18 protein-coding genes, 1 pseudogene and 1 riboswitch are annotated in these 21,034 nt (G+C 51.1%); of the genes and pseudogenes, 16 read left to right on the top strand and 3 right to left on the bottom strand.

Going from position 1 to position 21,034, the window contains the following annotated elements; all coding sequences use genetic code 11:
- The first annotated feature begins 75 nt into the window (after positions 1-75).
- From DWZ60_RS11675 to DWZ60_RS11640, 8 genes and pseudogenes are all read left to right on the top strand, one after another.
- On the top strand, positions 76-1,449 hold the full coding sequence (locus DWZ60_RS11675; protein WP_119221665.1) for an MATE family efflux transporter: 1,374 nt from the start codon (positions 76-78) through the stop codon (positions 1,447-1,449).
- A gap of 317 nt (positions 1,450-1,766) precedes the next feature.
- Positions 1,767-2,069: a helix-turn-helix domain-containing protein gene (locus DWZ60_RS11670; RefSeq protein WP_055220202.1), complete on the top strand. Its 303-nt coding sequence runs from the start codon at positions 1,767-1,769 to the stop codon at positions 2,067-2,069.
- 91 nt (positions 2,070-2,160) lie between these two features.
- The gene (locus tag DWZ60_RS11665) at positions 2,161-2,700 is read left to right on the top strand and encodes a hypothetical protein (RefSeq protein ID WP_055267721.1); all 540 of its coding nucleotides are present in this window, start codon (positions 2,161-2,163) and stop codon (positions 2,698-2,700) included.
- Between the two features lie 8 nt (positions 2,701-2,708).
- Positions 2,709-3,314, top strand: coding sequence for a potassium transporter TrkG (locus DWZ60_RS18695; protein WP_119198442.1), 606 nt, complete (start codon positions 2,709-2,711; stop codon positions 3,312-3,314).
- Positions 3,315-3,364: 50 nt separating this feature from the next.
- The gene (locus DWZ60_RS18690; protein ID WP_279220336.1) at positions 3,365-3,925 is read left to right on the top strand and encodes a potassium transporter TrkG; all 561 of its coding nucleotides are present in this window, start codon (positions 3,365-3,367) and stop codon (positions 3,923-3,925) included.
- A gap of 182 nt (positions 3,926-4,107) precedes the next feature.
- A complete protein-coding gene (locus tag DWZ60_RS11650; RefSeq protein ID WP_117805224.1) occupies positions 4,108-4,764 on the top strand; it encodes a potassium channel family protein in 657 nt (218 codons plus the stop codon).
- 11 nt (positions 4,765-4,775) lie between these two features.
- Positions 4,776-5,545, top strand: a pseudogene (locus DWZ60_RS20845) (TrmH family RNA methyltransferase).
- Between the two features lie 297 nt (positions 5,546-5,842).
- Positions 5,843-7,189, top strand: coding sequence for a polysaccharide deacetylase (locus DWZ60_RS11640; protein ID WP_119199201.1), 1,347 nt, complete (start codon positions 5,843-5,845; stop codon positions 7,187-7,189).
- 90 nt (positions 7,190-7,279) lie between these two features.
- Here DWZ60_RS11640 and DWZ60_RS11635 read toward each other — a convergent pair whose 3' ends face one another.
- Positions 7,280-9,046: a DUF885 domain-containing protein gene (locus DWZ60_RS11635; RefSeq protein ID WP_158576391.1), complete on the bottom strand. Its 1,767-nt coding sequence runs from the start codon at positions 9,044-9,046 to the stop codon at positions 7,280-7,282.
- Between the two features lie 119 nt (positions 9,047-9,165).
- Positions 9,166-9,368: riboswitch (cobalamin riboswitch) on the top strand.
- Between the two features lie 7 nt (positions 9,369-9,375).
- Here DWZ60_RS11635 and DWZ60_RS17125 point away from each other — a divergent pair.
- The 7 genes from DWZ60_RS17125 (at position 9,376) to DWZ60_RS11610 (ending at position 17,018) form a co-directional block, all read left to right on the top strand.
- On the top strand, positions 9,376-9,588 hold the full coding sequence (locus DWZ60_RS17125; protein ID WP_147397743.1) for a hypothetical protein: 213 nt from the start codon (positions 9,376-9,378) through the stop codon (positions 9,586-9,588).
- Positions 9,589-9,647: 59 nt separating this feature from the next.
- A complete protein-coding gene (locus tag DWZ60_RS11630) occupies positions 9,648-10,592 on the top strand; it encodes a hypothetical protein (RefSeq protein WP_119221662.1) in 945 nt (314 codons plus the stop codon).
- Positions 10,541-13,399 carry a hypothetical protein gene (locus tag DWZ60_RS11625; RefSeq protein WP_119221661.1) on the top strand — a complete coding sequence of 953 codons (2,859 nt, stop codon included), beginning with the start codon at positions 10,541-10,543 and terminating at the stop codon, positions 13,397-13,399. The genes DWZ60_RS11630 and DWZ60_RS11625 overlap by 52 nt, the downstream gene beginning before the upstream one ends.
- Positions 13,400-13,478: 79 nt before the next feature.
- The gene (locus tag DWZ60_RS18245; protein ID WP_243038312.1) at positions 13,479-14,243 is read left to right on the top strand and encodes an ABC transporter substrate-binding protein; all 765 of its coding nucleotides are present in this window, start codon (positions 13,479-13,481) and stop codon (positions 14,241-14,243) included.
- 5 nt (positions 14,244-14,248) lie between these two features.
- Positions 14,249-14,842 (top strand): ABC transporter substrate-binding protein, encoded by a 594-nt coding sequence (locus DWZ60_RS18240; RefSeq protein ID WP_243038311.1) that lies wholly within the window; start codon positions 14,249-14,251, stop codon positions 14,840-14,842.
- A gap of 91 nt (positions 14,843-14,933) precedes the next feature.
- The gene (locus DWZ60_RS11615; protein WP_243038310.1) at positions 14,934-15,914 is read left to right on the top strand and encodes a FecCD family ABC transporter permease; all 981 of its coding nucleotides are present in this window, start codon (positions 14,934-14,936) and stop codon (positions 15,912-15,914) included.
- A gap of 6 nt (positions 15,915-15,920) precedes the next feature.
- The gene (locus tag DWZ60_RS11610) at positions 15,921-17,018 is read left to right on the top strand and encodes an ABC transporter ATP-binding protein (protein ID WP_119221660.1); all 1,098 of its coding nucleotides are present in this window, start codon (positions 15,921-15,923) and stop codon (positions 17,016-17,018) included.
- A gap of 571 nt (positions 17,019-17,589) precedes the next feature.
- On the opposite strand, the gene trxB is transcribed toward DWZ60_RS11610, so the two are convergent.
- Together trxB and DWZ60_RS11595 are read right to left on the bottom strand one after the other, a co-directional pair.
- Positions 17,590-18,510, bottom strand: coding sequence for a thioredoxin-disulfide reductase (gene trxB, locus DWZ60_RS11605; protein WP_119221659.1), 921 nt, complete (start codon positions 18,508-18,510; stop codon positions 17,590-17,592).
- A 508-nt stretch (positions 18,511-19,018) separates the two neighbouring features.
- Positions 19,019-19,894 carry a hypothetical protein gene (locus DWZ60_RS11595; protein WP_119221657.1) on the bottom strand — a complete coding sequence of 292 codons (876 nt, stop codon included), beginning with the start codon at positions 19,892-19,894 and terminating at the stop codon, positions 19,019-19,021.
- A gap of 205 nt (positions 19,895-20,099) precedes the next feature.
- Here DWZ60_RS11595 and dapF point away from each other — a divergent pair, with 205 nt between their 5' ends.
- Positions 20,100-20,948 carry a diaminopimelate epimerase gene (gene dapF, locus DWZ60_RS11590; RefSeq protein ID WP_119221656.1) on the top strand — a complete coding sequence of 283 codons (849 nt, stop codon included), beginning with the start codon at positions 20,100-20,102 and terminating at the stop codon, positions 20,946-20,948.
- Positions 20,949-21,034: the final 86 nt, after the last annotated feature.

Below are 21,034 nucleotides of genomic sequence, written 5' to 3'. Positions count from 1 at the left end.
GAAAAAAGAAAGGTGTGGAAAAGGCAGGGCTGGCAAAGCATATCCGGCAGATGAGGTCATGCAGAAGTAAAAACAATGAAAACTACAACAAAACAAACTCATTTATACAGTAACACGGATCTTCGCAAGCTTTTAATTCCGATCATCATTGAACAGTTACTTTCTTCCCTGATGGGAACTGTCGACACGATGATGGTCAGCAATGTCGGGTCTGCCGCAATTTCGGCAGTCTCGTTGGTGGATTCCATTAATATCTTAGTCATTCAGGCGCTTTCTGCGCTGGCGGCAGGAGGAGCGATTCTCTGTTCGCAGTATATTGGAAGCGAAAAACGGGATGGAGCAATCCGTTCGGCACAGCAGGTGCTTTTTGTTATGACAGTTTTGTCCGTCGCATTATCCGCGGGCTGCCTGATTTTCCGTGTTCCGCTGCTGCGTGTGATTTTCGGGGCAGTGGAAGCGGATGTTATGAAAAATTCACAGGTGTATTTCCTGTTTACGCTGCTGTCATTCCCGTTTATCGGTCTTTACGATGCGGGCGCATCCATTCTGCGGGCGCAGAACAACAGCCGCAGTCCGATGGTGATTTCGGTGATTTCCAACTTTATGAACATCGGCGGAAATGCCATTCTTATTTTCGGCTTCCATATGGGTGTCGAAGGAGCCGCGATTTCGACTTTAATTTCGCGTATTTTCTGTGCGGTTGTCGTACTGTGGAAGCTTCGGGATGAAAGCAAACCGATTTTTGTGAAGCAGTATCTTTCCATTCGGCCGGACTTTGGTTTGATCAAAATAATACTGTTCATCGGTATTCCATCGGGAATCGAGAACAGTATGTTCCAGTTTGGAAAGCTGGCGATTCAGTCCACTGTGTCCACACTTGGCACGGTTGCCATTGCCGCGCAGGCGATGACGAACATCCTTGAGAACCTGAACGGTGTCGCTGCGATTGGTGTCGGCATCGGACTGATGACGGTAGTCGGTCAGTGTCTCGGCGCGGGCCGGAAGGATGAAGCAATCTACTATATTAAAAAACTGTGCTGGCTGTCAGAAGTGGTTATCGTTGCAAGCTGTCTGCTGGTATTTGTGCTGACAAAACCGATTACGATAATCGGCGGTATGGAGGCAGAGAGTGCAAAGCTCTGCATGCAGATGATGATCTTTATCACGATTGTAAAGCCACTCTGCTGGGTCATGGCGTTTGTCCCGGGATACGGCATGCGGGCTGCCGGGGATGTAAAATTCTCCATGATCACGTCCTGCTGTACGATGTGGCTGTGCCGTGTGAGTCTCTGCATTTATCTGTGCCGCGTATGGGGATTCGGCCCGATCGCCGTCTGGATCGGCATGGCGGCAGACTGGAGCCTGCGGTCCATTCTCTTTACCATCCGGTTCAAATCAGGAAAATGGCTGAATCATCATTTGATAGAAGAAAAGAAACAGGAGAGCTAAACATCTTCTTCCGGTAAAAAGGAAAGCGCATATGCAAGAGAGTCGTTGAGATGAGATTTTTGACCGCGGCTGGAAGCCGTACCGGATCAATCACCTGAGCTGGTGGAAAGAGGAGCTTGCATCCGAAGAAGAGATGGAAGAGGGACGGAACAATCTTGCAGCACATGACAATCGGAATGTAGATGAAAAGAAAATCCTTTTGTATGAACAGATCATTCGGGTTGTGTAGAAACAGGAAGAAAAAACTGGATTTTTCCAGTACCGGATGATAAGATAAAACTGTGTTTCGGGATGGCTTAAACATATGGAGGTGCAGGATGGAACCAATTTATTTGTCAATCCAGCAGAAAGAAACTGGCAGCCGCATCAAATCCCTTCTTCGTGAAAGCGGATACACCGTGAGAGACATTCAGAATGCCATGGGTTTTGAAAATCCACAGGCGGTCTATAAATGGATTTCCGGCAAGTGCCTGCCAAGTCTGGACAACTTTCTCATTTTAAGCAGATTATTAAACACAAGCATCGAAGATATCCTCGTCATTGACGGGGATATTCCTCGCTTCAGGATAATTTTAAACTACACACAACGGTGGCAGGAAAGTCTCCACCGGCTCCGTTGACTTTATATGTGCAAACTGATAAGATACTCATAAGTATGTTCTTAGGGGTATCTTATTTTTGTATTTCAAAAAGAAAAGGGGAAATTAAATAATGACAAAAAAGAAAATCATTGGCCTTTGCATCGGCGCTGTCGTTCTTGCCGTGGCTGCGGCCGGTGTGAAGGAAGGCAGCTGGCTGATGAAGCATCGCCGGATGCAGAATGAGTTTACGCATGAGATGAATGCATTCACGACTAAAACAAACGCTGAGCTGATCCAGCCGACGATTGTTGCGGAGGATGATATCTACGGCTGGCTTTTCCATGAGGAAGATGACGGGCTGTACATGAATCTCTATTACCGGATCAAAAACGAGTCCAATCAGCACGAAATTGCATCCAGTGAATTTCCTGTGAAGATCAAAAAGGAGCTTCTTGCGGATGATGAAGTGTGGAGCAGAACGACGCGGACCGCGAAAAATCAGGTTCACGCGGAATACCTGGAAGGAGAAGATGACATGACGGTTTCGTTTGACGTCTATTACCAGTGTGAGGGTTCCTGCGGGGAATATTTTGCGGATATTACCGTGACGGACAGTGAGACCGGAAAGCTCTACTACAGCAGTGAAGCAGAAAATGAAGCGGCAGAATAGGAGGAGCGATGGCCGAAAAAGAAAGCAAAAATAAATGGCACACACCGGCGGAGCGGATTATGATGCTGGGGTTTGCTGCGGTGATTCTGCTGGGGACAATTCTTCTTTGCCTGCCGGTTTCTGCGGCGGACGGAAAAAGCGTTTACTGGCTCGACGCCCTGTTTACCGCAACGACATCTGTCTGCGTGACGGGCCTTGTCACCGTTCCGACGGCGACGACATGGAGTACCTTTGGAAAAATTGTGATACTCGGGTTGATTCAGTTCGGAGGTCTTGGCATCATGGCGTGCCTGACGATGGTGTTTCTGATCCTGCGCCGGAAAATCAGTCTGCAGAGCCGTAAACTGATCCAGGACACTTACAATCTGCCGGTTTTAAAGGGCAGCGTCGGTATTGTGCGGAAGCTGCTGATCGGCACGGCGGCGGTGGAGCTGGCGGGAGCCTTTTTCTACAGCTTCTGGTTTGTGCCGGAATACGGTTTCTGGAAGGGAATCGGCTACAGCCTGTTCCACTCCGTATCCGCCTTCTGCAACGCCGGAATTGACCTCGTCGGGGAATCCTCGTTCGCCCCGTTTGTGACGAACCCTCTTATCAACTTTACGACGATGGGCTGATTTTCTTAAGCGGCCTTGGCTTTCCGGTCTGGTGGGAAGTGCTGGAGCGCGTGCAGGATCTTGTAAAAGGAAAACGGACCCGGAAAAACTTCGTGCGCGGCTTCACGCTCCACACCAAACTGGTTCTGACGACAACCGTCATTCTTCTGTTCGGCGGGGCGCTTCTGATCCTCGCGCTGGACTGGAACAACGCATCCTCGCTTGGCAGCTTAAAACCGGCGCAGAAGGCTATGGCGGCCTTCTTCCAGTCCGTGACGACGCGAACCGCCGGCTTTGAGACGATCCCGCAGGCAAACTTCTCGGACGGCTCCGCGATGGTAAGTATGATCCTCATGTTCATCGGCGGCTCTCCGATGGGAACGGCGGGCGGTGTCAAGACGACGACTGTTGCGATTCTGCTCGTGGTCGTCGCATCCTACATCCGCGGCGATTCCGACACCGTGGTCTGGGGACGGAAGGTCATGGAAGAAAACATCCGCACCGCGGTCGTTATTTTCTTCTTCGCACTGACGATGGCATTCACCGCGACGGTGCTTCTGATCTCTGTCACCGGAAGTCCTCTGCTGGACTGCCTGTATGAGATCGTTTCTGCTGTGGCAACTGTGGACTGACGCGGTCGCTTACGCCGACCCTTCCGGCGGCGGGAAAAATCATCGTAATTCTGGTCATGTTCATGGGACGTCTTGGACCGGTTACGCTGGCTATTGCACTGCGGCGGAGAAGCGGAAGAAAAGATGTGGATATCCAGCGCCCGGAACAGCGGGTGCTGATTGGATAAAAGAGGAGAAAAAACATGAGTAAACAATACGCAGTCATCGGACTTGGAAAATTCGGCTTCGCCGTGGCGACGACGCTGGCGCAGGCAGGAAAAGAAGTGCTCGCGGTCGATAAAGACCCGGAGCTGGTACAGGAGATCGCCGATCTCGTCACATATGCGGCGCGCGCGGACATCACCGACAGCCGTGTTTTTGCATCGCTTGGCATCAGCAACATGGATGTCGTGATCGTCGGCATCGCTGAAAATATGGAGTCGAGCATCCTCGCCACCCTGCAGGCAAAAGAGGCGGGCGTGCCGCTCGTCATCGCAAAGGGCATGAGCCAGATGCATGCCAATATTTTGAAAAAAGTCGGCGCGGACCGCGTCGTGATGGCGGAAAGTGAGACGGGCATCCGCCTCGGAAAAAGCCTGATTTCCGGCGGCTTCCAGGACTTCTTCATGCTGTCGGATTCGTTCTCCATGGTAGAGCTTCCCGTGCCGGAAGCGTGGACGGGGCATAACCTCGAGGAGCTGGATCTGCGGAAGAAATACAGTATCAACGTAATCGCCGTCAAGGACGGGGAAGACATCCGTGTCACGGTCAATCCGAAGACGCTGCTCCGCGCAGAGGAAGTGCTGATTCTGATCGGCGAAAACAAAGAACTTGCCAAATTGATGAAAAACAGGAAATGAGGGGACCATTCATGATTACAAGCAGCAGCAATGCACAGGTAAAAAACATTATTGCGCTGAACAAAAAAGCAAAAGAACGCCGGGAGCAGGACGTTTTCGTGGCGGAGGGCTGGAAAATGTTCCAGGAAGCGCCGCGGGAATGGCTGAAAAAAGTATATGTGTCTGAGAGCGGCAGCAAAATGCATGAAATGCCGTCCGACGGGACAGAATACGAAGTAGTGGACGACCGCGTGTTCCAGTCCATGTGCGACACGAAGACGCCGCAGGGTGTTTTAGTGTGATCCGCATGCCGCATTACACCGAAGAGGAGGTGATGGACAACGGAAAGACACCGCTTCTGATGGTACTTGAGGATCTGCAGGACCCTGGAAATGTCGGAACAATCATCCGCACCGCAGAGGGCGCAGGAGTCACCGGCATCATCATGAGCCGCGGTACCGCGGATATCTTCAATCCGAAAACGATTCGCTCGACGATGGGCTCGATTTACCGTATGCCGTTTCTGATCGTCGACGATGCGGTCGGATTTGTAAAAGGCTTAAAAGCGCGGAAGATCTGTACGTACGCGGCACATCTGCACGGCGTGCATTCCTACCGCGAGGAGGATTACACAAAAGGAACGGCATTCCTGATCGGAAATGAGGGAAACGGCCTGACTGATGCAATGGCAGAGGCCGCCGAGTGCCTGATCCGTATTCCGATGGAAGGAAAAGTGGAGTCGTTAAACGCAGCGATTGCATCCGCCGTTCTCATGTATGAGGCACACGGCCAGCGCGCATAAAAGAAAGAGCGTTACCGGTTTTCTTACATTTCTCTTAACCTGCCGGAAACCTACTCGACAGAACCGGTATTTTGAGCTAAAATAGAAAGAGCAGAGTCCGGGCTGAATTTCTGTCAGTCCGGTAAAACTGTAATATTTGCCAGAAAAGCAAAAGCTGTTTTGGGAGGAAGGAAAAATGAGTGAGAAAAAAAACATCAGTAAAAAGGAGCTCCGAAGAAGAAAGCGGAAGCGTGCGCTGATGATCAAAACAGGAATTCTATGTGTTCTGCTTGTCATCTTCGGCATTGGAATATGGCTTTGGCCGGAGGAACAGAAAAAATCCAGCAGAAAGCACAGGAAAAAGAGGATCAGAAAACAGCAGAGGTGGACGGTTCCGTATCGTCGGACAGCACGGGAAGTGCTGAAGCGCCGACAACGAAAGCACAGATTATGGCGGAAGCCGATGCACTTGCGCAGACATACGATTACGATGGAGCCATTGAAAAGCTCCAGAGCGTAGAGGGCGCAGCGACCGACGCGGATATCATCACAAAAGTAGCAGAGTACACCAGCACGAGAGATGCCTGTGTGCGCGTCAACGTCAACGAAGTAACCCACATTTTCTATCATTCTCTTGTAGTCGATCCGCAGAAAGCGTTCTATCAGGACAACGCACAGACCGCAGGCTTCTGCCAGTGGATGACCACCGTGGATGAGTTCAACGCGATCACCCAGCAGATGTACGACAGAGGATATGTCATGGTTTCGATCAACGATCTCGTGAAAAAGACCGTAGATGATGACGGAACCGTTCATTACGAGGAAGGGGACATTTACCTGCCGGAGGGCAAGAAAGCATTCGTTCTTTCTCTGGATGACCTTTCCTATTACCACTCTTACGACGGACGCGGCATTGCCAGCAAGATGGTAGTCGGCGACGACGGAAAACCGACCTGCGAATATATTCAGGATGACGGAACTGTTGTGACCGGTGCTTACGACTGCATCCCGCTGATGGATCAGTTTATCGAAGCGCATCCGGATGCCGTATACCACAATGCGCGCGGAACCGTAGCACTGACCGGCTACGATGGAATCCTCGGATACCGCACCGACGGTGATTACAAGACGAGAGAAGATCTGACGGATGATCAGGTAGCATGGCTTGATGCACACCCGGATTTCGACTGGGATAAAGAGTGCGAGGAGGCGAAAAAAGTAGCCGATGCGATCAAAGCAGACGGCTGGACATTCGCAAGCCATACCTGGGGCCATATCCGTGTCGGCGACAAACCGATCGAGACGATCCAGGCGGATACCGAGAAATGGCTGACGTATGTTGCACCGCTCATCGGCGGAAGCGATATCATCATCTTTGCACATGGACAGGATCTTTCCGACTGGCACGATTACACGATGGACAATGAGAAGTTTGCTTACTTAAAGAGTCAGGGCTTCAACATCTACTGCAACGTAGATTCCTCCCAGTATTTCGTTCAGGTAAGAGACAATTACCTGCGTATGGGACGAAGAAACCTGGATGGATACCGCCTGTACCAGAACCTCTACGGAGGCGGCGAGGACAGAACAAGCGATCTGTTTGATTCTGCCTCTGTTATTGATCCGCAGCGGCCGACAGATCCATCTCTTTACAATTTAGGTTAAAGAATTTTGAAAATGAAAAAGATCTCACAGAACTTTCTATTATTTATAGAAGAAAGTTTGTGAGATCTTTTTTTCAGCAGGGCGAACCGTTTACAGATATTTTTCTACGAGCGGAAACGGCAGAGGCCCGAGACGGAGCAGTTTTTCATGGAAACCGATCAATGAGAATGAGTCACCTTCCTGTTCCTGCACTTCCGAGAGGAGCTGTGAAAACGAGAGCGATCCGACACAGTATTTCAGATAGTTCGCAGGTGTCTCGAGAATATACTGATATAAAGAGGCAGCGGCCGACGCATCCGTGATTCCGAACTGCGCCAGAAAGGCTGACGCATCCGAGAGGAGCCATCCCTGGCTGTGGATTCCGAGATCCAGCAGCGAGCAGAGGGTAAGATGCACCGAGCGGTTCAGATACCAGAGACGGCAGAGCGCCTGCGTGTTTGCATCGAGATTACGTGCGGCGTAGCGGCAGGCATATGATTCAACGTAAGTTGCCCATCCTTCCACATAACCCGACGGCGCGTAGAGACGGCGGATCAGAAGCGGGTCGGAGCGCGAGAACGAGACGGTCTGGTACAGATGGCCGGGAAAGCCCTCGTGGGCAAGTGTGGAATACAGCTCGATGCCGGTCATCTCATCCGCGGGATTCAGGTAAATGGAGTTGGGTGAATTGACATCGGCGGGCGGTGTGAGATAAAAGGCGGGGCTTAAAAAATCCTTGAGAGAGTCATCCACGGTCTTTACTTCGTATGCGATACCCGAAAGAACGGGAAAATCTTCAGAAACGGCATTCTGCAGATCGGCAAGCATTTCCTCCGGCGTGGAGAACGGCAGCACGAGCGCCTGCTCGGAGAGGGAGAGCGACGGATTCTGATCGAGAATGATCTGCATTTCGGCACACTGGTCCGCAAGCTGCTGTGTTAAAAGGCGGGTCAGCTCCTCCGGTGAAGCATCAACACCGACGCGGCTGCGGAGCAGATACGCATAGTAGGAAAGTCCGCCTTCCTGCCGGGAAAGACCACCGGCGTTCTGTGTTCCTTTGCCGCGGAGTGAAGAAAGCGCATCGGAAAGAGAGCGGTAGGCGGGAAAAACACAGGAGGTAAGGAGTTTTTCATGCGTCTGCAGACAGAGATTCCTTTCCGCCTCAGAAAACAGTGAAGACGCCTGCAGTTTATTCTGAAAAACGGTGTGGAGCAGATGGCTTTCCGGTGTATCCGCGTCGGCGAGAAAAGCACTGCACTGGTGGATAATGCCATCGACCGCAAGGTCATTCTGAAACACGCCCTGCCGGGATTTTTCCTGTTCGAGTGCGATGAGGTCGGAGAAATAGCGCGGGAAATCCTGCAGAAGATGGAGGTAGTCGGCGATATCCTGCTGTGTGCGGAACGGGTACTCTGCGAGCAGAATGGGAAGCTGTGCCTGAATCCCGAGCGACGGACCGAGCGGTTCCGCAAGAAGGCTGGTGCTGCCCGGCATTTTCTCGCAGTCCAGCTCGTAGAGCAGAAGATCGAGCGTGATCTGATTTTCTGCGGAGAGGCGGTTTCGATGAAAGGATGTGAGCGTTGTTTCCACACTCTGCAGCAGGGCATCATACGAGGTGCGGTCAGGGATGGAAACCGTGCCGAACGAGGCAGTGCCGGGGGCAATTCCGCGGGAAGCCGGATCGGCGAGGGTATAGTGGAGCGTGATGGCAGAAGAGGTTACCTCGGAGTGGAACCGTTCCTCCACATACGCGGAAAACCGGCGGTTCTCACCAGGGGAAAAGAACGGGGAAAAATACCAGAACAGCAGGGCGAAAAGAAGTCCGCCGCACAGAAGCAGAGGGAACAGGATGCGGCGGTGCAGAGAAGCTGGTTTCATAGAATAGGCTCCGGTGCGGACAGTTATCATAAAGTATGTAAAAAATGCTGATTTTATGCGCTTTTTCCGTGGCCTTTCATTTGACTTTCCAAAACGGCTTTGCTATAATCAGTAACGAATGAAATAAGGGACTTTTCAGTGCAGAACGGATTTGAAAAAGAATCCGCGAAGGTAAAAGAGAATCAGGTGGAAATCCTGAGCGATCCGGTCACTGTAAGCAGGGAGTGTTAGCTGCAGAAATGCCATTGTGCGAAACGCATGAGAAGGCGCGGCTGCCGTGAAGATCTGCGAGTCAGGAACCTGCTGGAAAGGTTAGTGAATCGCTTCCGATGAAAGCATATATTCATGGAAAGATGTACGAAGTAAAATCGGACATCTGCTTTTTTGTCGCCATGCGTCCGAAAAAGAGCTCCGGTGGAGAAACTCTTTTGCAGAAAAAGCAGATGTCTGTTTGTCTTTTCGCAGAAAAAATGTGTCCTCAAAAACAAGATTACTTGCAGGGAGACATCATTGACGGGGGCAGGCACCGCCCAGCTGCCTGAAAAAGTCAGACGGAATCCGGAGCAGATGCGCGAAGGAGATCCGAAGAAAAGGAGAAGTTATGAAAGGAAATTCAAGCAAATTTCTGGCACTGCTGCTGTCGGCGTCCATGATCATGAGCCCGACTGCCAGCGTATTAGCAGATACGCAGGAAAAAGCAGCACAGACAGAAAGCAGCGCAGCCGCAGAGGAAGCGCCGCAGAGCGAAGAAACAGCAGAGACGGCAGAACCGGAAACAACACCGGCAGAAACCGAGAGCAGTGAAAGCACTGCAGAGACTCCGGCAGAAGAGCCGACGGAAACACCGGCTGCGCCTGCAGAGGATCAGACACCGGCAGGATCTGACGAGACCGAGACACCATCTGCAGATGAGGATGCTTCGGAAGATACTGCAGAGGACACTGCAAAAGACGGTGAAGAGACTGCCGATACCACAGAAAAAGAGCCGGAAGCAGCAGATGAGACTTCCCAGGATGCTGAAAAAGAAACACCGGCAAAAGAAGAAACCAAAGATGCTGTAAAAGAGAATACCAGTCCGGCGGCAGAACAGCCGAAAACGGAAGTAAAAGAAACAACCAAAAATGAGGCATCCAATACAGCCGAGGAGAAAGAAACAAAAGCAGCGGAAGCAGCAAAACCGGCAGATGGTGAGTATGAGACTTCTGCAGAAGCAACCGGAAGCATGTTCCGTGTGATTTCTTCCAGACTCATCGTAAAAGATGGAAAACTGAAAGCATCCATTCTGCTGAGTGGAACCGGCTATGATTACCTGTATACGGGAACAGCAGCAGAAGCTGCGGCAGCAGATGAAAAGAGCTGGATTGCTCCGACAGGAAGCGAAACCTATACGGATACGAAGACCGGTGCAGAAAAGACCGGATATCGTTTTGAAATTCCGGTGGAAGAGCTTGACAAACAGATGGATGTTGCCGTTCGCTCAGCCAAGAAAAAAACATGGCTGATAAAACTGTTACGATCCACAGCACCGCTGCAATCCCGACCGTAACCCCGGAACCGACCGAGCCCCCGGCCCCGAGTGAAACACCAGGCGATGATTCTTCCGAGACACCAGTCAGCGTAGAAGCACCTGTTGTAAAGGACAACGGTCAAGCATTCAAAATGTTCCTCATCTCTGAGGCAACCATGATCAACAAGGGCGACAAACTTGTTCTTACCCTGAAAACAAACAACACATCGTTTGATAAACTGTATTTTGGAAATAATGATGACCTTGCAAAAGCACCGGTTATTCAGGGAATGCAGGAAGCAAACGACGGTTTTTCCTTTGCGTTTGAAGTAGATGCTGACAAAGCCGGCACAACCGTTCCGATTGTTCTTGGAAAGAAAGACGGAACCTGGTATACGAAACAGCAGCTTTACTTTGTGATTCCGGGAACGAAAACACCAGATGTTACACCAACCCCGGAACCGACCGTAACCCCGGAACCGACTGAGACCCCGGCACCAACCGCAACGCCGACCCCGGAGCCATCTAAAGTTCCAAATGGCATTTACAGCGGAACCGCCGAGACGGGTGCTCAGATGTTCAAAGTAGTGGCTGTGGAGCTGACCGTAAAAGACGGTGATATGAAAGCTAAGATCACCTTAAGCGGTGTTGCTTATGACTACCTGTATATGGGAACTCCGGAAGAGGCAGCTGCTGCAGATAAGAGCGCATGGATCGCGGGCATCGGAACAGCGGATTATACGACCGATGACGGACAGACCAAAACCGGAATGCAGTATGAAATCCCGGTAGCAGCACTTGATCAGCCGCTTACCGTTGCATCCCATTCTGAAAAACGGGACAAATGGTATGCAAGAACCATCACCATCGCATCAGCAAGTCTGAAAAAGACCTCAGATCTTCCGGCAGATGAGACAAACAAAATTGCAGACGGTATCTACGAAGCAACTGCTGAGACTGGTGCAGCAATGTTTAAAGTAGTCAAAGTAAAACTGACTGCAAAAGATGGAAAAATGACAGCACTTATCACCTTAAGCGGAGTAGGTTACAATTACCTGTATCTGGGAACAGCAGCAGATGCAGCAGCAGATGAGAGTGCATGGATTGCATCCAAAGGAGAAGGTGAGTACACCTTAAACGGCGAGACCAAAACAGGACTGCAGTTTGAAATTCCGGTAGAAGCACTGGATCAGGGCCTGGCAGTGGCAGCTCACGCAGTAAAGAGCGGCAAATGGTTTGACAGAACCATCACGATCGCATCCTCCAGCCTGAAAAAGACCGGAGATCTGCCGTCGGATGATTCCAACGATCCGAAACCAACCATCGTTCCGACCAAGACCCCAACCGTATCTCCATCTGAGACACCGGTTGTAAAACCGACCAGCACCCCGGCTCCGGCACCGACCCAGAAACCGGCCGATACCAAACCGGAGCAGGAATCCAAATATGAGTCTGACTTAAGCGGCGGCACATCCAAAGTAGACAGTGCAACCACATTGGCAGACGGCGTTTACACACCAGACGGATTCTCCTTCTCCGGCGGATCCGGAAAGGTAACCATCTCCTGCAGCAAGATTACTGTAACGAACGGACAGGCTTATGCAACGATCGCATTCAGCAGTCCGTACTACGGATATGTAAAAGCAAACGGAAATAAATACATGGCAAATGTCAGCGGCGGAAGCAGCATCTTCACCATTCCGGTTGAGCTGAACAAGAACAATACCATCATCGGTATGACCACCAGAATGTCCGTTGCCCATGAGATTTCCTACAACATCTTCATCTCCCTGGCAGCAGCAAAGAAGGGCGGCAGCACTTCTTCCAGCACAGGATTTGTAAAAGCAGACGGAACAATCTCCACGATCAGCACCGATAACTCCAAGCTGGATACCACCGCTCCGGAGATCATGGGACTGGAATACAAAGCAGAGACAAAACTTGCTTACGCAGAGTACTTCAAGATGTATCATTACGACGAAGGCATCACCCTGCTGGAGATCGATATGACAAAAGATACCGAGCGTGATCCGGAGAAACAGACCGAGGACGACAAGAAAGCAGAAGATACCAATACCGCGGCAGCAACCGACGAGGAAGAAGCGGCAGCAGCATCCGATTCCAAAAAGACCGGCACTGAGAAAGCGAAAGATCTGACCGAAAAGACAAAAGAGCTGTACGAAGGCAATGTTGTCAAATATCTGATCGTTCCGAAAGATGTTGAGATTCCGGCAGGACTGGACAAAGATATGATCGTGATCCAGCTTCCGGTTGAGAAAGCATACGTAGCATCTGAGGATGCCCTGAAACTTCTCGACGAGCAGTTAGACGCAGCAGAGAGCATCAAAGCAGTCGGCATGGAGCAGAAAGACTGCCAGATCGAAAACATTGCAAAAGCAATGGAAGACAAAAAAATCTCCTTCGACGGAGCATTCGATGATCTGGACTACAAAGCTCTGGTAAAAGACGAAATCGACTTTGCAATTCTTCCGTCTGAGTTCCTTCCGGGAAATGCAAAAGATGAGGAAGATACTGACGCAGCCGACGAGACCGCAGATACCAAAGCTGAGGATCAGAAGGACGATAAAGACGATAAGACAACGGATGAGAAAGCAGACGAAGACAAGACTACGGAAGAACTTCTGAAAGAGGAAAATGAGCGTCTGTCCGACACCGCAGAGCGTCTGGCAACCCTGACCATTCCGATGCTGGTTGACCGTTCCGCAGACGAGAAGACCGATCTTGCGAAAGCAGAGTGGCTGAAAGTCTACGGCGTGATCTTCGGATGCGAGGATCAGGCAAACGAGCTGTTCCAGCAGATGGTAAAGGCAGAAGAGAATAAATAAGTACAATAATTTGCAGCAAAAAATGAGAAAGGGCTGCTGCCGTATGGCAGCGGCTTTTTCTTTAAGAAAGGAATATCAAATGACAGGAAAAAACGAAAGAAAGCTGAAAAAATGGGCCGCACTTTTTCTTGCAGCAGCGATGTCACTGACGGCCTGCGGCAGCATCGCATCAACGGGAAGCAGCACATCGTCCGCGTCGGGCACTTCGGCAGTTTCTCAGAGCAGCACATCCACAGCATCCGCAGCAGACGTTTCCGAAAGCCAGACGGAGAGCACATCCGTCTCGGAAAGTACGGCTGAAAGTGAAAGCATCTCCGAAGCCACTGCCGCGAGCAGCACCTCCGGGAGTGATACCGCATCCGCGGATGGTTTCGCAACGACAGACGATGTCAGCGACGCACCGGACATCACCGGAATCACCATCGAGAGCCAGATGGTCCTGAATTACGCCGAGTGCTTTAACGTATACTACTGCACAGACGGCTATAAACTGATCGATGTCAAAGACGGCGCGCAGTATCTGCTCGTCCCGGACGGAAAAGAGGCGCCGGATGACCTCGATTCCGACGTAATTGTAATCCATCAGCCGCTGGAACGCATCTACATGGCAGCAACCTCTCCGATGGCGCTGTTCGATGCCATCGACTCCCTCGATACGATTCGTCTCTCCGGTGAAACCGCAGACAACTGGTACGTACAGGATGCCGTTGACGCGATGAATGCCGGAACGATGATCTTCGCCGGAAAATACAGTGAGCCGGATTACGAACTTCTGGTCAGTGAGAACTGTGATCTGGCCATTGAATCCACGATGATCCTCCATTCCCCGAGGTACAGGAGATGATCGAGATGCTCGATATTCCGGTCTTCATCGACCGTTCCAGCTACGAATCCCAGCCTCTTGGCAGAACCGAATGGATCAAACTCTACGGTGCCATGCTGGACAAAGAGGAGGAGGCAGCCAACTTCTTTGCAAATCAGGCAAGTGTTGTGGAAAATCTGAAGGATTTCCAGAATACCGAAAAAACGGTCGCTTTCTTCTATATTAATACGAGCGGAGCTGCCGTTGTGCGGAACCCGGAGGACTATATTTCCAACATGATCGAGCTTGGCGGTGCGCGCAACGCCTTCCGTGATCTCCAGGACGACAGCGGAAAAACATCCGTGCCGATCACGATGGAGCAGTTCTACGATACGGCCGAAGATGCGGACTACCTGATCTACAACGCAAGCATCGATTCCACCGTCAAAACCCTGGACGACCTGCTGGCAAAGGATTCCATGTTTGCCGATTACAAAGCAGTCAAAGAGGGCAACGTCTGGACAACCGAGAAATCGATGTATCAGGCAACCGATAAAATTGCACAGTTTACCAACGACATTAACCTTCTGGTAACGGGCGGCGATCCGGATCAGATGGTATTCTTAAGAAAATTATCCTGATGGAGGAACGTATGTCAGAGAAAAAAAATATGACAGGAAAAGAGAACAGTTTCCATATGGAAACTTCCGGCGCCGTTCGCGGTATGCCGCTGTGTTCCTGGTGCTGATTCTGGCGTTCGCCGCCATCACCGTGCTGAATATCAATTCCGGAAACGTAAATATTTCGATTCCGGAAATTTTCCGGATTCTGCTGCGGCGGACCGGAGAGGGGAAAGAGTACAATATTATCTGGAAAATCCGCCTTCCGCGTATTCTGATGGCGGCAATCCTGGGCGGTGCTCTGTCCCTGTCGGGCTTCCTTTTACAGACTTTCTTTGAAAACCCGATTGCCGGTCCGTTTGTTCTTGGAATTTCCTCGGGAGCCAAAATGGTCGTGGCGCTGACCATGATCTTTTATCTGGAGCGGGCGCGCAATATCACATCTTACACGATGATTGTTGCAGCATTCTTAGGATCCCTTCTCTCCGTCAGCTTCATTCTGCTGATGTCCCGGCGGATCAAAAATATGGCAGGACTTCTCGTCGGCGGTATTATGATCGGTTACATCTGCTCGGCGGTCACGGATTTTGTTGTCACCTTCGCGGAGGATTCCGATATCGTCAACCTCCACGGCTGGTCACAGGGAAGCTTCTCCGGCATGAGCTGGAGCAACGTAGCGATCTCTGCGGCTGTGATCGGCATCACCTTTGTCATCACGTTCCTGATGGCAAAACCGATCGGTGCATATCAGCTCGGTGAGGCGTATGCGCAGAGCATGGGTGTCAACATCAAAGTATTCCGCATCGCGCTGATTCTGCTTTCGAGTATTCTCTCCGCATGCGTCACCGCATTTGCCGGTCCGATTTCGTTTGTCGGCATTGCCGTCCCGTTCCTCGTTAAACAGAGCCTCGGCACATCGCGTCCGCTCGTCGTAATCCCGGGAACGTTCCTCGGCGGAGCCGTCTTCTGTATGATGTGCGACCTGATCGCGCGTATGGCGTTTGCACCGCTGGAGCTGTCCATCAGTACGGTCACATCGATCTTTGGTGCGCCGGTCGTCATTTTCATGATGCTGCGCCGGAAAAGGGGGTAAGAGAATATGAATGAATATTATTTTCATCTGGACCACCTGACGGTCGGCTATGATAAGAAGCCGCTGATCAAAGATATCTGCATCAGCATCGAAAAAGGCGAGATCGTTACGCTGATCGGACCGAACGGTTCCGGTAAATCAACGATTCTGAAAAGCATCACCCGCCAGTTAAAGCTGGTCGGCGGAAATGTGGAGTTTGATGGGAAAAACCTGCATGAGCTTTCGTTCCGCGAGTTGTCCACGAAGATGGCCGTTGTGCTGACGGAGCGCATGAAGCCGGAGCTGATGACCTGCCACGATATTGTGGCAACGGGCCGCTATCCGTACACCGGACGGCTCGGCATGCTGACCCGCGAGGATGAGGAGAAGGTCGAGAAGGCGATGCGCGCCGTTCATGCCGAAGAGCTCGGCGGCCGCGATTTCAACGCCATCAGCGACGGCCAGCGCCAGAGAGTGCTTCTTGCGCGTGCGATTTGTCAGGAGCCGGAGGTCATCATCCTCGACGAGCCGACTTCTTTCCTCGATATCCGCCACAAGCTGGAACTGCTCGCGATTCTGCGCCGCATGGCAAAGGAGAAGGGCATCACCGTCATCATGTCGCTGCATGAGATCGATCTGGCACAGAAAATTTCAGATAAGATCATCTGCGTCAAGGGCGATGCTATTTCCCATTTCGGCGCACCGGAGACAATTTTCCGCGAGGATATCATCCGCGAACTGTACGAGATTGACAATGGTTCGTTTGACCCGTGCTTCGGAAGCATCGAGCTGCCGCGGCCGGAGGGAACACCGCGCGTCTTTGTCCTCGCAGGCGGCGGAACGGGAATCCCGGTGTTCCGGAAACTGCAGAAGGAAAATGTCCCGTTTGCGGCAGGCGTCCTGTATACGAACGATATCGATTACCAGCTCGCCCGCATTCTGGCGATGGAGACGGTAACCGAAGCACCGTTCCAGGAGATCAGCGACGAGGCATTTGCCCGCGCCTGCGAGCTGATGAAGAGCTGTGAACGTGTCATCGACACCGGCGTCCCGGTGGGCATGTGCAACCGCCGGATCGAAGAGCTGAGGGCAGAAGCAAAGCGGCTTGGAAAGCTGGCAGAGTAAAACAAAGAAAAATCCAATCAAAATCTCCTGTCTGGGAACGAAACAATCGTTTTCCGAACAGGAGATTTTCTTTTTGCAGCCATTGTAAAAACAGCAAAAGAACACGAAAAATGTAATATTAAATTGTACGAAAAATTCACACAATTCAAGTCAAAAACCAACAGAGATTGACACTTAAAAAGTCAAGTGCTTTATAAAATCTTTTGGCGAAATAACGGTTTTCTCTGTTATGACCAAAACACGCGTTCTGATTTCGCAAGATTTAAACACATGCTTTCCACACCGTTTTTCGTGGATAATGTGGATAACTCGGTGTATAACTTGTTTTTAGGCATGTTTTCGGTGGTTAACCATGTGGATAACTTGTGGACGAGATGTTTATAAAATTGGCCCGTGTGGAAAAAACCCGGTTTCTTTGTGCAATTTCGACAAAAGAGGTTTTAAAGTTTTATACGACTGACATGAAAGGTTTTTCAGATTTCAGAAACTACGGAAAAACAGAAAAAGCAGGCAGTTCTCCGTACAATACGAAGAATGCCTGCTTTTGCTGTATTCTATTCGAAAGAAGCCATCAGTGGCTGATCAGATATTTCTCTACCGAAGTCACACAGTTCGCGCCGTCGGCGGCTGCCGTGATGATCTGACGGAGCTGCTTCGTGCGGACATCGCCTGCGGCGAACACGCCCGGCACGCTCGTCACACCGTCTTCGCCGGCTTTGATGTAGCCAGCCTCATCGGTTTCTACGGTGCCTGCGATCAGTGCGGAGACCGGAACGATGCCGACGGCAATAAACACGCCGTCCACCGCGATCTCACCGGCTTCCCCTGCCTTTTTGTTCGTTACCTTCACGCCGGACACCATCTCGTTTCCTTCGATGGAATCCACAACCGTATCCCACACCATTTCCACATTCGGCAGTGCCAGCAGTGCATCCTGGAGAACACCGGCTGCCCGCAGTTCATCGCGGCGGTGGATCACGTAAACCTTTTTGCACGTTCTGGCAAGGAAAATCGCATCCTCCACGGCGACATCGCCGCCGCCGATAACGGCAACGGTTTTGTCTTTGAAAAATGCGCCGTCACACGTTGCACAGTAAGAGACGCCCATGCCGGAGAGTTCCTTTTCACCAGGTACATTTAACGCGCGGTGCTCCGCACCGGTTGCAAGAATGACCGTTCTGGCATGATACTCATTTTTTCTCGTGCGGACAATCTTGATCTCTTCGTCAAGAACAAGCTCCTTCACACGCTCGCGGGAAAATTCCGCGCCCATTTTTTCAGCGTGTGCGCGCAGCGTGCTTCCGAGATCCATGCCGCTGATGCCCGGAAGGCCGGGATAGTTGTCTACTTCATAGGTATTCAGCACCTGGCCGCCGCTTGCAAAGTTTGCCTCAATCGTAAGAGAGGAGAGCTTTGCGCGTTTCGCATAAATCGCGGCAGAAAGACCCGCCGGGCCGGAGCCGATGATGATAACGTCGTATAAGTTTTCCATAAAAATCCTCGTTTTCGTCTGTAGTAAGCTGCCATGCAGCCATTTTTCTGAAAGTATCGTTACGGAGCCGGTGTTTCGGACGGTTCCTGACTGTCGGAAACGGAAGATGAATCTTCCGCGGAAGTTTTTTTGGCTTCTTCTTCCGGCGCTTCCGGCTGGTTGTGAACCACCTTGATGCTGCGTACCAGCTTCAGATCGTTGTCGATGCCGATTTCAGTGTAGTCCAGCTTTTCGTCATCACTATAGAATGTGTAGAGTGTCAGGTTACTATCCTCTTTTTCCGTTTTTTCTGATTTGGCATCCCCTGCCTTCGCCAGAAAATCGCTCTCGGAAGTGCCGAGCGTGATGCCGTTTGTGATTGAAATCGGAATCTTTGTCGTATCGAGATCGCCGTACAGCGAAGTAACAAAACAGTTGCGCACTGTCGTCGCCTCCGCGCCGTAATTATGTACGGTGCAGTAAAGCTTCTGACCGCCCTTTTCCAGCGTGACGTAGCCGTATTTTCCGTTTAAAACGGCCGTATCGGACTCTTTCGTATTGACGGTCCAGTCGTGGTCCAGAAGTTCACTGACCGGAACGGGAAGATGATAGAGTACATCGTCAAAGCGGACGGTCCAGTCGTTGATTTCAATGCTGTCGGCTTCCGGTGCCTGGTAGGCCTCCACTTCCGGTGTTGTGGCATCGCTGACACCATCGAGCGCTTCTGCATCAGCCGTGGTCGTAAAGTTCTGCATATCGAGGAATACAGAATTCCCGTTTTGTTATCGAAGCCGAGCGTGATCGTCTGGTACAGCCCGTACTCATACGTGAACTGCACAGAGGTATCGGTCTCATAACGGTCCTTTGGCGCACCGTAGATGCTTTCCGCATCCTCCATCAGCGACTGCTGCAGAGTGACGCCGTTCGGCAGGCCGACATAGATATTCTGGCCCTCAGCGGTCGAGGTGTCGATGTGAATGCCTCCGATCAGGCATTCCGCCACTGGCTTTGCCGTGGTATCCGGATTGGCAATATCGACGGTAATCTGGTTTCCGTCCTTTTCAAAACTTTCGCCCTTTGAGAAGGATTCCGGCTGGATTTCCTTCGTGTCGTCGCCGCTGTAGACCCAGCCAAGCGCTGTAAAATCCGCGTAGGATTCCGGAATTTCGTATGTATCGCCCCAGATGGCAAGCTGAAAACTGTTCAGGTTCTTCGAGAGATCCACATCGTATTCCGGAATCTCATCGGAATCGCCGGAGGCCGCCAGATTGTCTTCGGGGTCGTCATCGTCGGTACTCTGACTGATGGTTGTGATCGGAATCGTTTCTGTTTTCTTTCCGCAGCCGCTCGTTCCCACGAGGAAAGCGGCAAATACTGCTGTTAAAACCCAACGGTATTTTTTCATCAAAACCTCCTCATAATAAATGGTTAAAAATATTTGAAAGTTACTTCATGTAAGTAACGATATCAGTTCCCCCTATTCTATCACATTCCGCTTCGTTTTCCAATGTCTGAAGCGGATTTGAGAAAAATGGTTTTTCAAAAGCGCGGTACGGAATACATATTTAGTAAGGAACTGGAAAGGGCAGAAGTCTGGGAGGAGGCTGTGTATGCGTTTTACAAAAATGCAGGGCTGCGGAAATGATTATATCTATGTAAATGCCATGGAGGAGCGGGTGGAGAGTCCGGGGCGGCTGGCAAAAGCGGTAAGTGACCGCCATTTCGGCATCGGCGCGGACGGGCTGATTCTGATCGGGGCATCCAAAACAGCAGATTTTTCGATGGAAATGTACAACGCCGACGGCTCGAAGGGCGCGATGTGCGGCAACGGCATCCGCTGTGTGGGAAAATACGTGTACGAGCATGGGCTGACGAGAAAAACGACGCTGACTATCGAAACCGGCAGCGGAAACCGTGTGATTCATCTGCAGACGGGGGAGAATCCGAATGAGATCTGTCAGGTGACAGTGGAGATGGGAACGCCGGAATTCCGCGCCGCACAGATCCCCGTTGTTTCTCTGGGGGAATATGTGCTGGAGCATAAAATTACCGTGTGCGGGGAAAATTATACGATGACCTGCCTTTCGATGGGAAATCCGCATGCGGTGATTCAGGTGGAAGATGTGGAAAAAATATCCATTGCAAAGACCGGTTCCGCTTTTGAACACCTTTCCTGCTTCCCGGACCGTATCAATACAGAGTTTATCCAGACTTTAGATCAACACACAATAAAAATGAGAGTCTGGGAACGTGGGAGCGGTGAAACGCTGTCCTGCGGAACGGGAGCGTGTGCGGCAGCCGTCGCGGCGATGCTTTCCGGCTGTGTTTCAGAGGGAGAAACTGCCGTAGAACTGCGCGGCGGCAGGCTTTTCGTTACATGGGACCGGACGAAAAATAAGGTCCTTCTGACCGGCCCGGCCGAGACCGTTTTTGAAGGAACGCTTGCAGAACGAATTTGAAAAATGCAGATTTCTGTCTGCACGAAAGAGCAGTATGCAATATTCTGAAAATAAAAACTTACAGGAAATGCCTTTTCTTTTCAAAA

The organism is Blautia sp. AF34-10, assembly GCF_003477865.1.
Taxonomy (GTDB): Bacteria; Bacillota; Clostridia; order Lachnospirales; family Lachnospiraceae; genus Fusicatenibacter; species Fusicatenibacter saccharivorans.
Note: the sequence above shows the minus strand (reverse complement) of the source record. Positions and strands in the feature narration are given on the sequence as shown.

What these genes read in the sequence shown, in the direction of transcription:
- DWZ60_RS11675 (WP_119221665.1), top strand. Translation starts at nt 76, where the DNA reads ATGAAAACTACAACAAAACAAACTCATTTATACAGTAACACGGATCTT.
- DWZ60_RS11670 (WP_055220202.1), top strand. Translation starts at nt 1,767, where the DNA reads ATGGAACCAATTTATTTGTCAATCCAGCAGAAAGAAACTGGCAGCCGC.
- DWZ60_RS11665 (WP_055267721.1), top strand. Translation starts at nt 2,161, where the DNA reads ATGACAAAAAAGAAAATCATTGGCCTTTGCATCGGCGCTGTCGTTCTT.
- DWZ60_RS18695 (WP_119198442.1), top strand. Translation starts at nt 2,709, where the DNA reads ATGGCCGAAAAAGAAAGCAAAAATAAATGGCACACACCGGCGGAGCGG.
- DWZ60_RS11650 (WP_117805224.1), top strand. Translation starts at nt 4,108, where the DNA reads ATGAGTAAACAATACGCAGTCATCGGACTTGGAAAATTCGGCTTCGCC.
- DWZ60_RS11635 (WP_158576391.1), bottom strand. Translation starts at nt 9,046, where the DNA reads ATGAAACCAGCTTCTCTGCACCGCCGCATCCTGTTCCCTCTGCTTCTG.
- DWZ60_RS17125 (WP_147397743.1), top strand. Translation starts at nt 9,376, where the DNA reads ATGAAAGCATATATTCATGGAAAGATGTACGAAGTAAAATCGGACATC.
- DWZ60_RS11630 (WP_119221662.1), top strand. Translation starts at nt 9,648, where the DNA reads ATGAAAGGAAATTCAAGCAAATTTCTGGCACTGCTGCTGTCGGCGTCC.
- DWZ60_RS11625 (WP_119221661.1), top strand. Translation starts at nt 10,541, where the DNA reads ATGGCTGATAAAACTGTTACGATCCACAGCACCGCTGCAATCCCGACC.
- DWZ60_RS18245 (WP_243038312.1), top strand. Translation starts at nt 13,479, where the DNA reads ATGACAGGAAAAAACGAAAGAAAGCTGAAAAAATGGGCCGCACTTTTT.
- DWZ60_RS18240 (WP_243038311.1), top strand. Translation starts at nt 14,249, where the DNA reads ATGCTCGATATTCCGGTCTTCATCGACCGTTCCAGCTACGAATCCCAG.
- DWZ60_RS11610 (WP_119221660.1), top strand. Translation starts at nt 15,921, where the DNA reads ATGAATGAATATTATTTTCATCTGGACCACCTGACGGTCGGCTATGAT.
- trxB (WP_119221659.1), bottom strand. Translation starts at nt 18,510, where the DNA reads ATGGAAAACTTATACGACGTTATCATCATCGGCTCCGGCCCGGCGGGT.
- DWZ60_RS11595 (WP_119221657.1), bottom strand. Translation starts at nt 19,894, where the DNA reads ATGAAAAAATACCGTTGGGTTTTAACAGCAGTATTTGCCGCTTTCCTC.
- dapF (WP_119221656.1), top strand. Translation starts at nt 20,100, where the DNA reads ATGCGTTTTACAAAAATGCAGGGCTGCGGAAATGATTATATCTATGTA.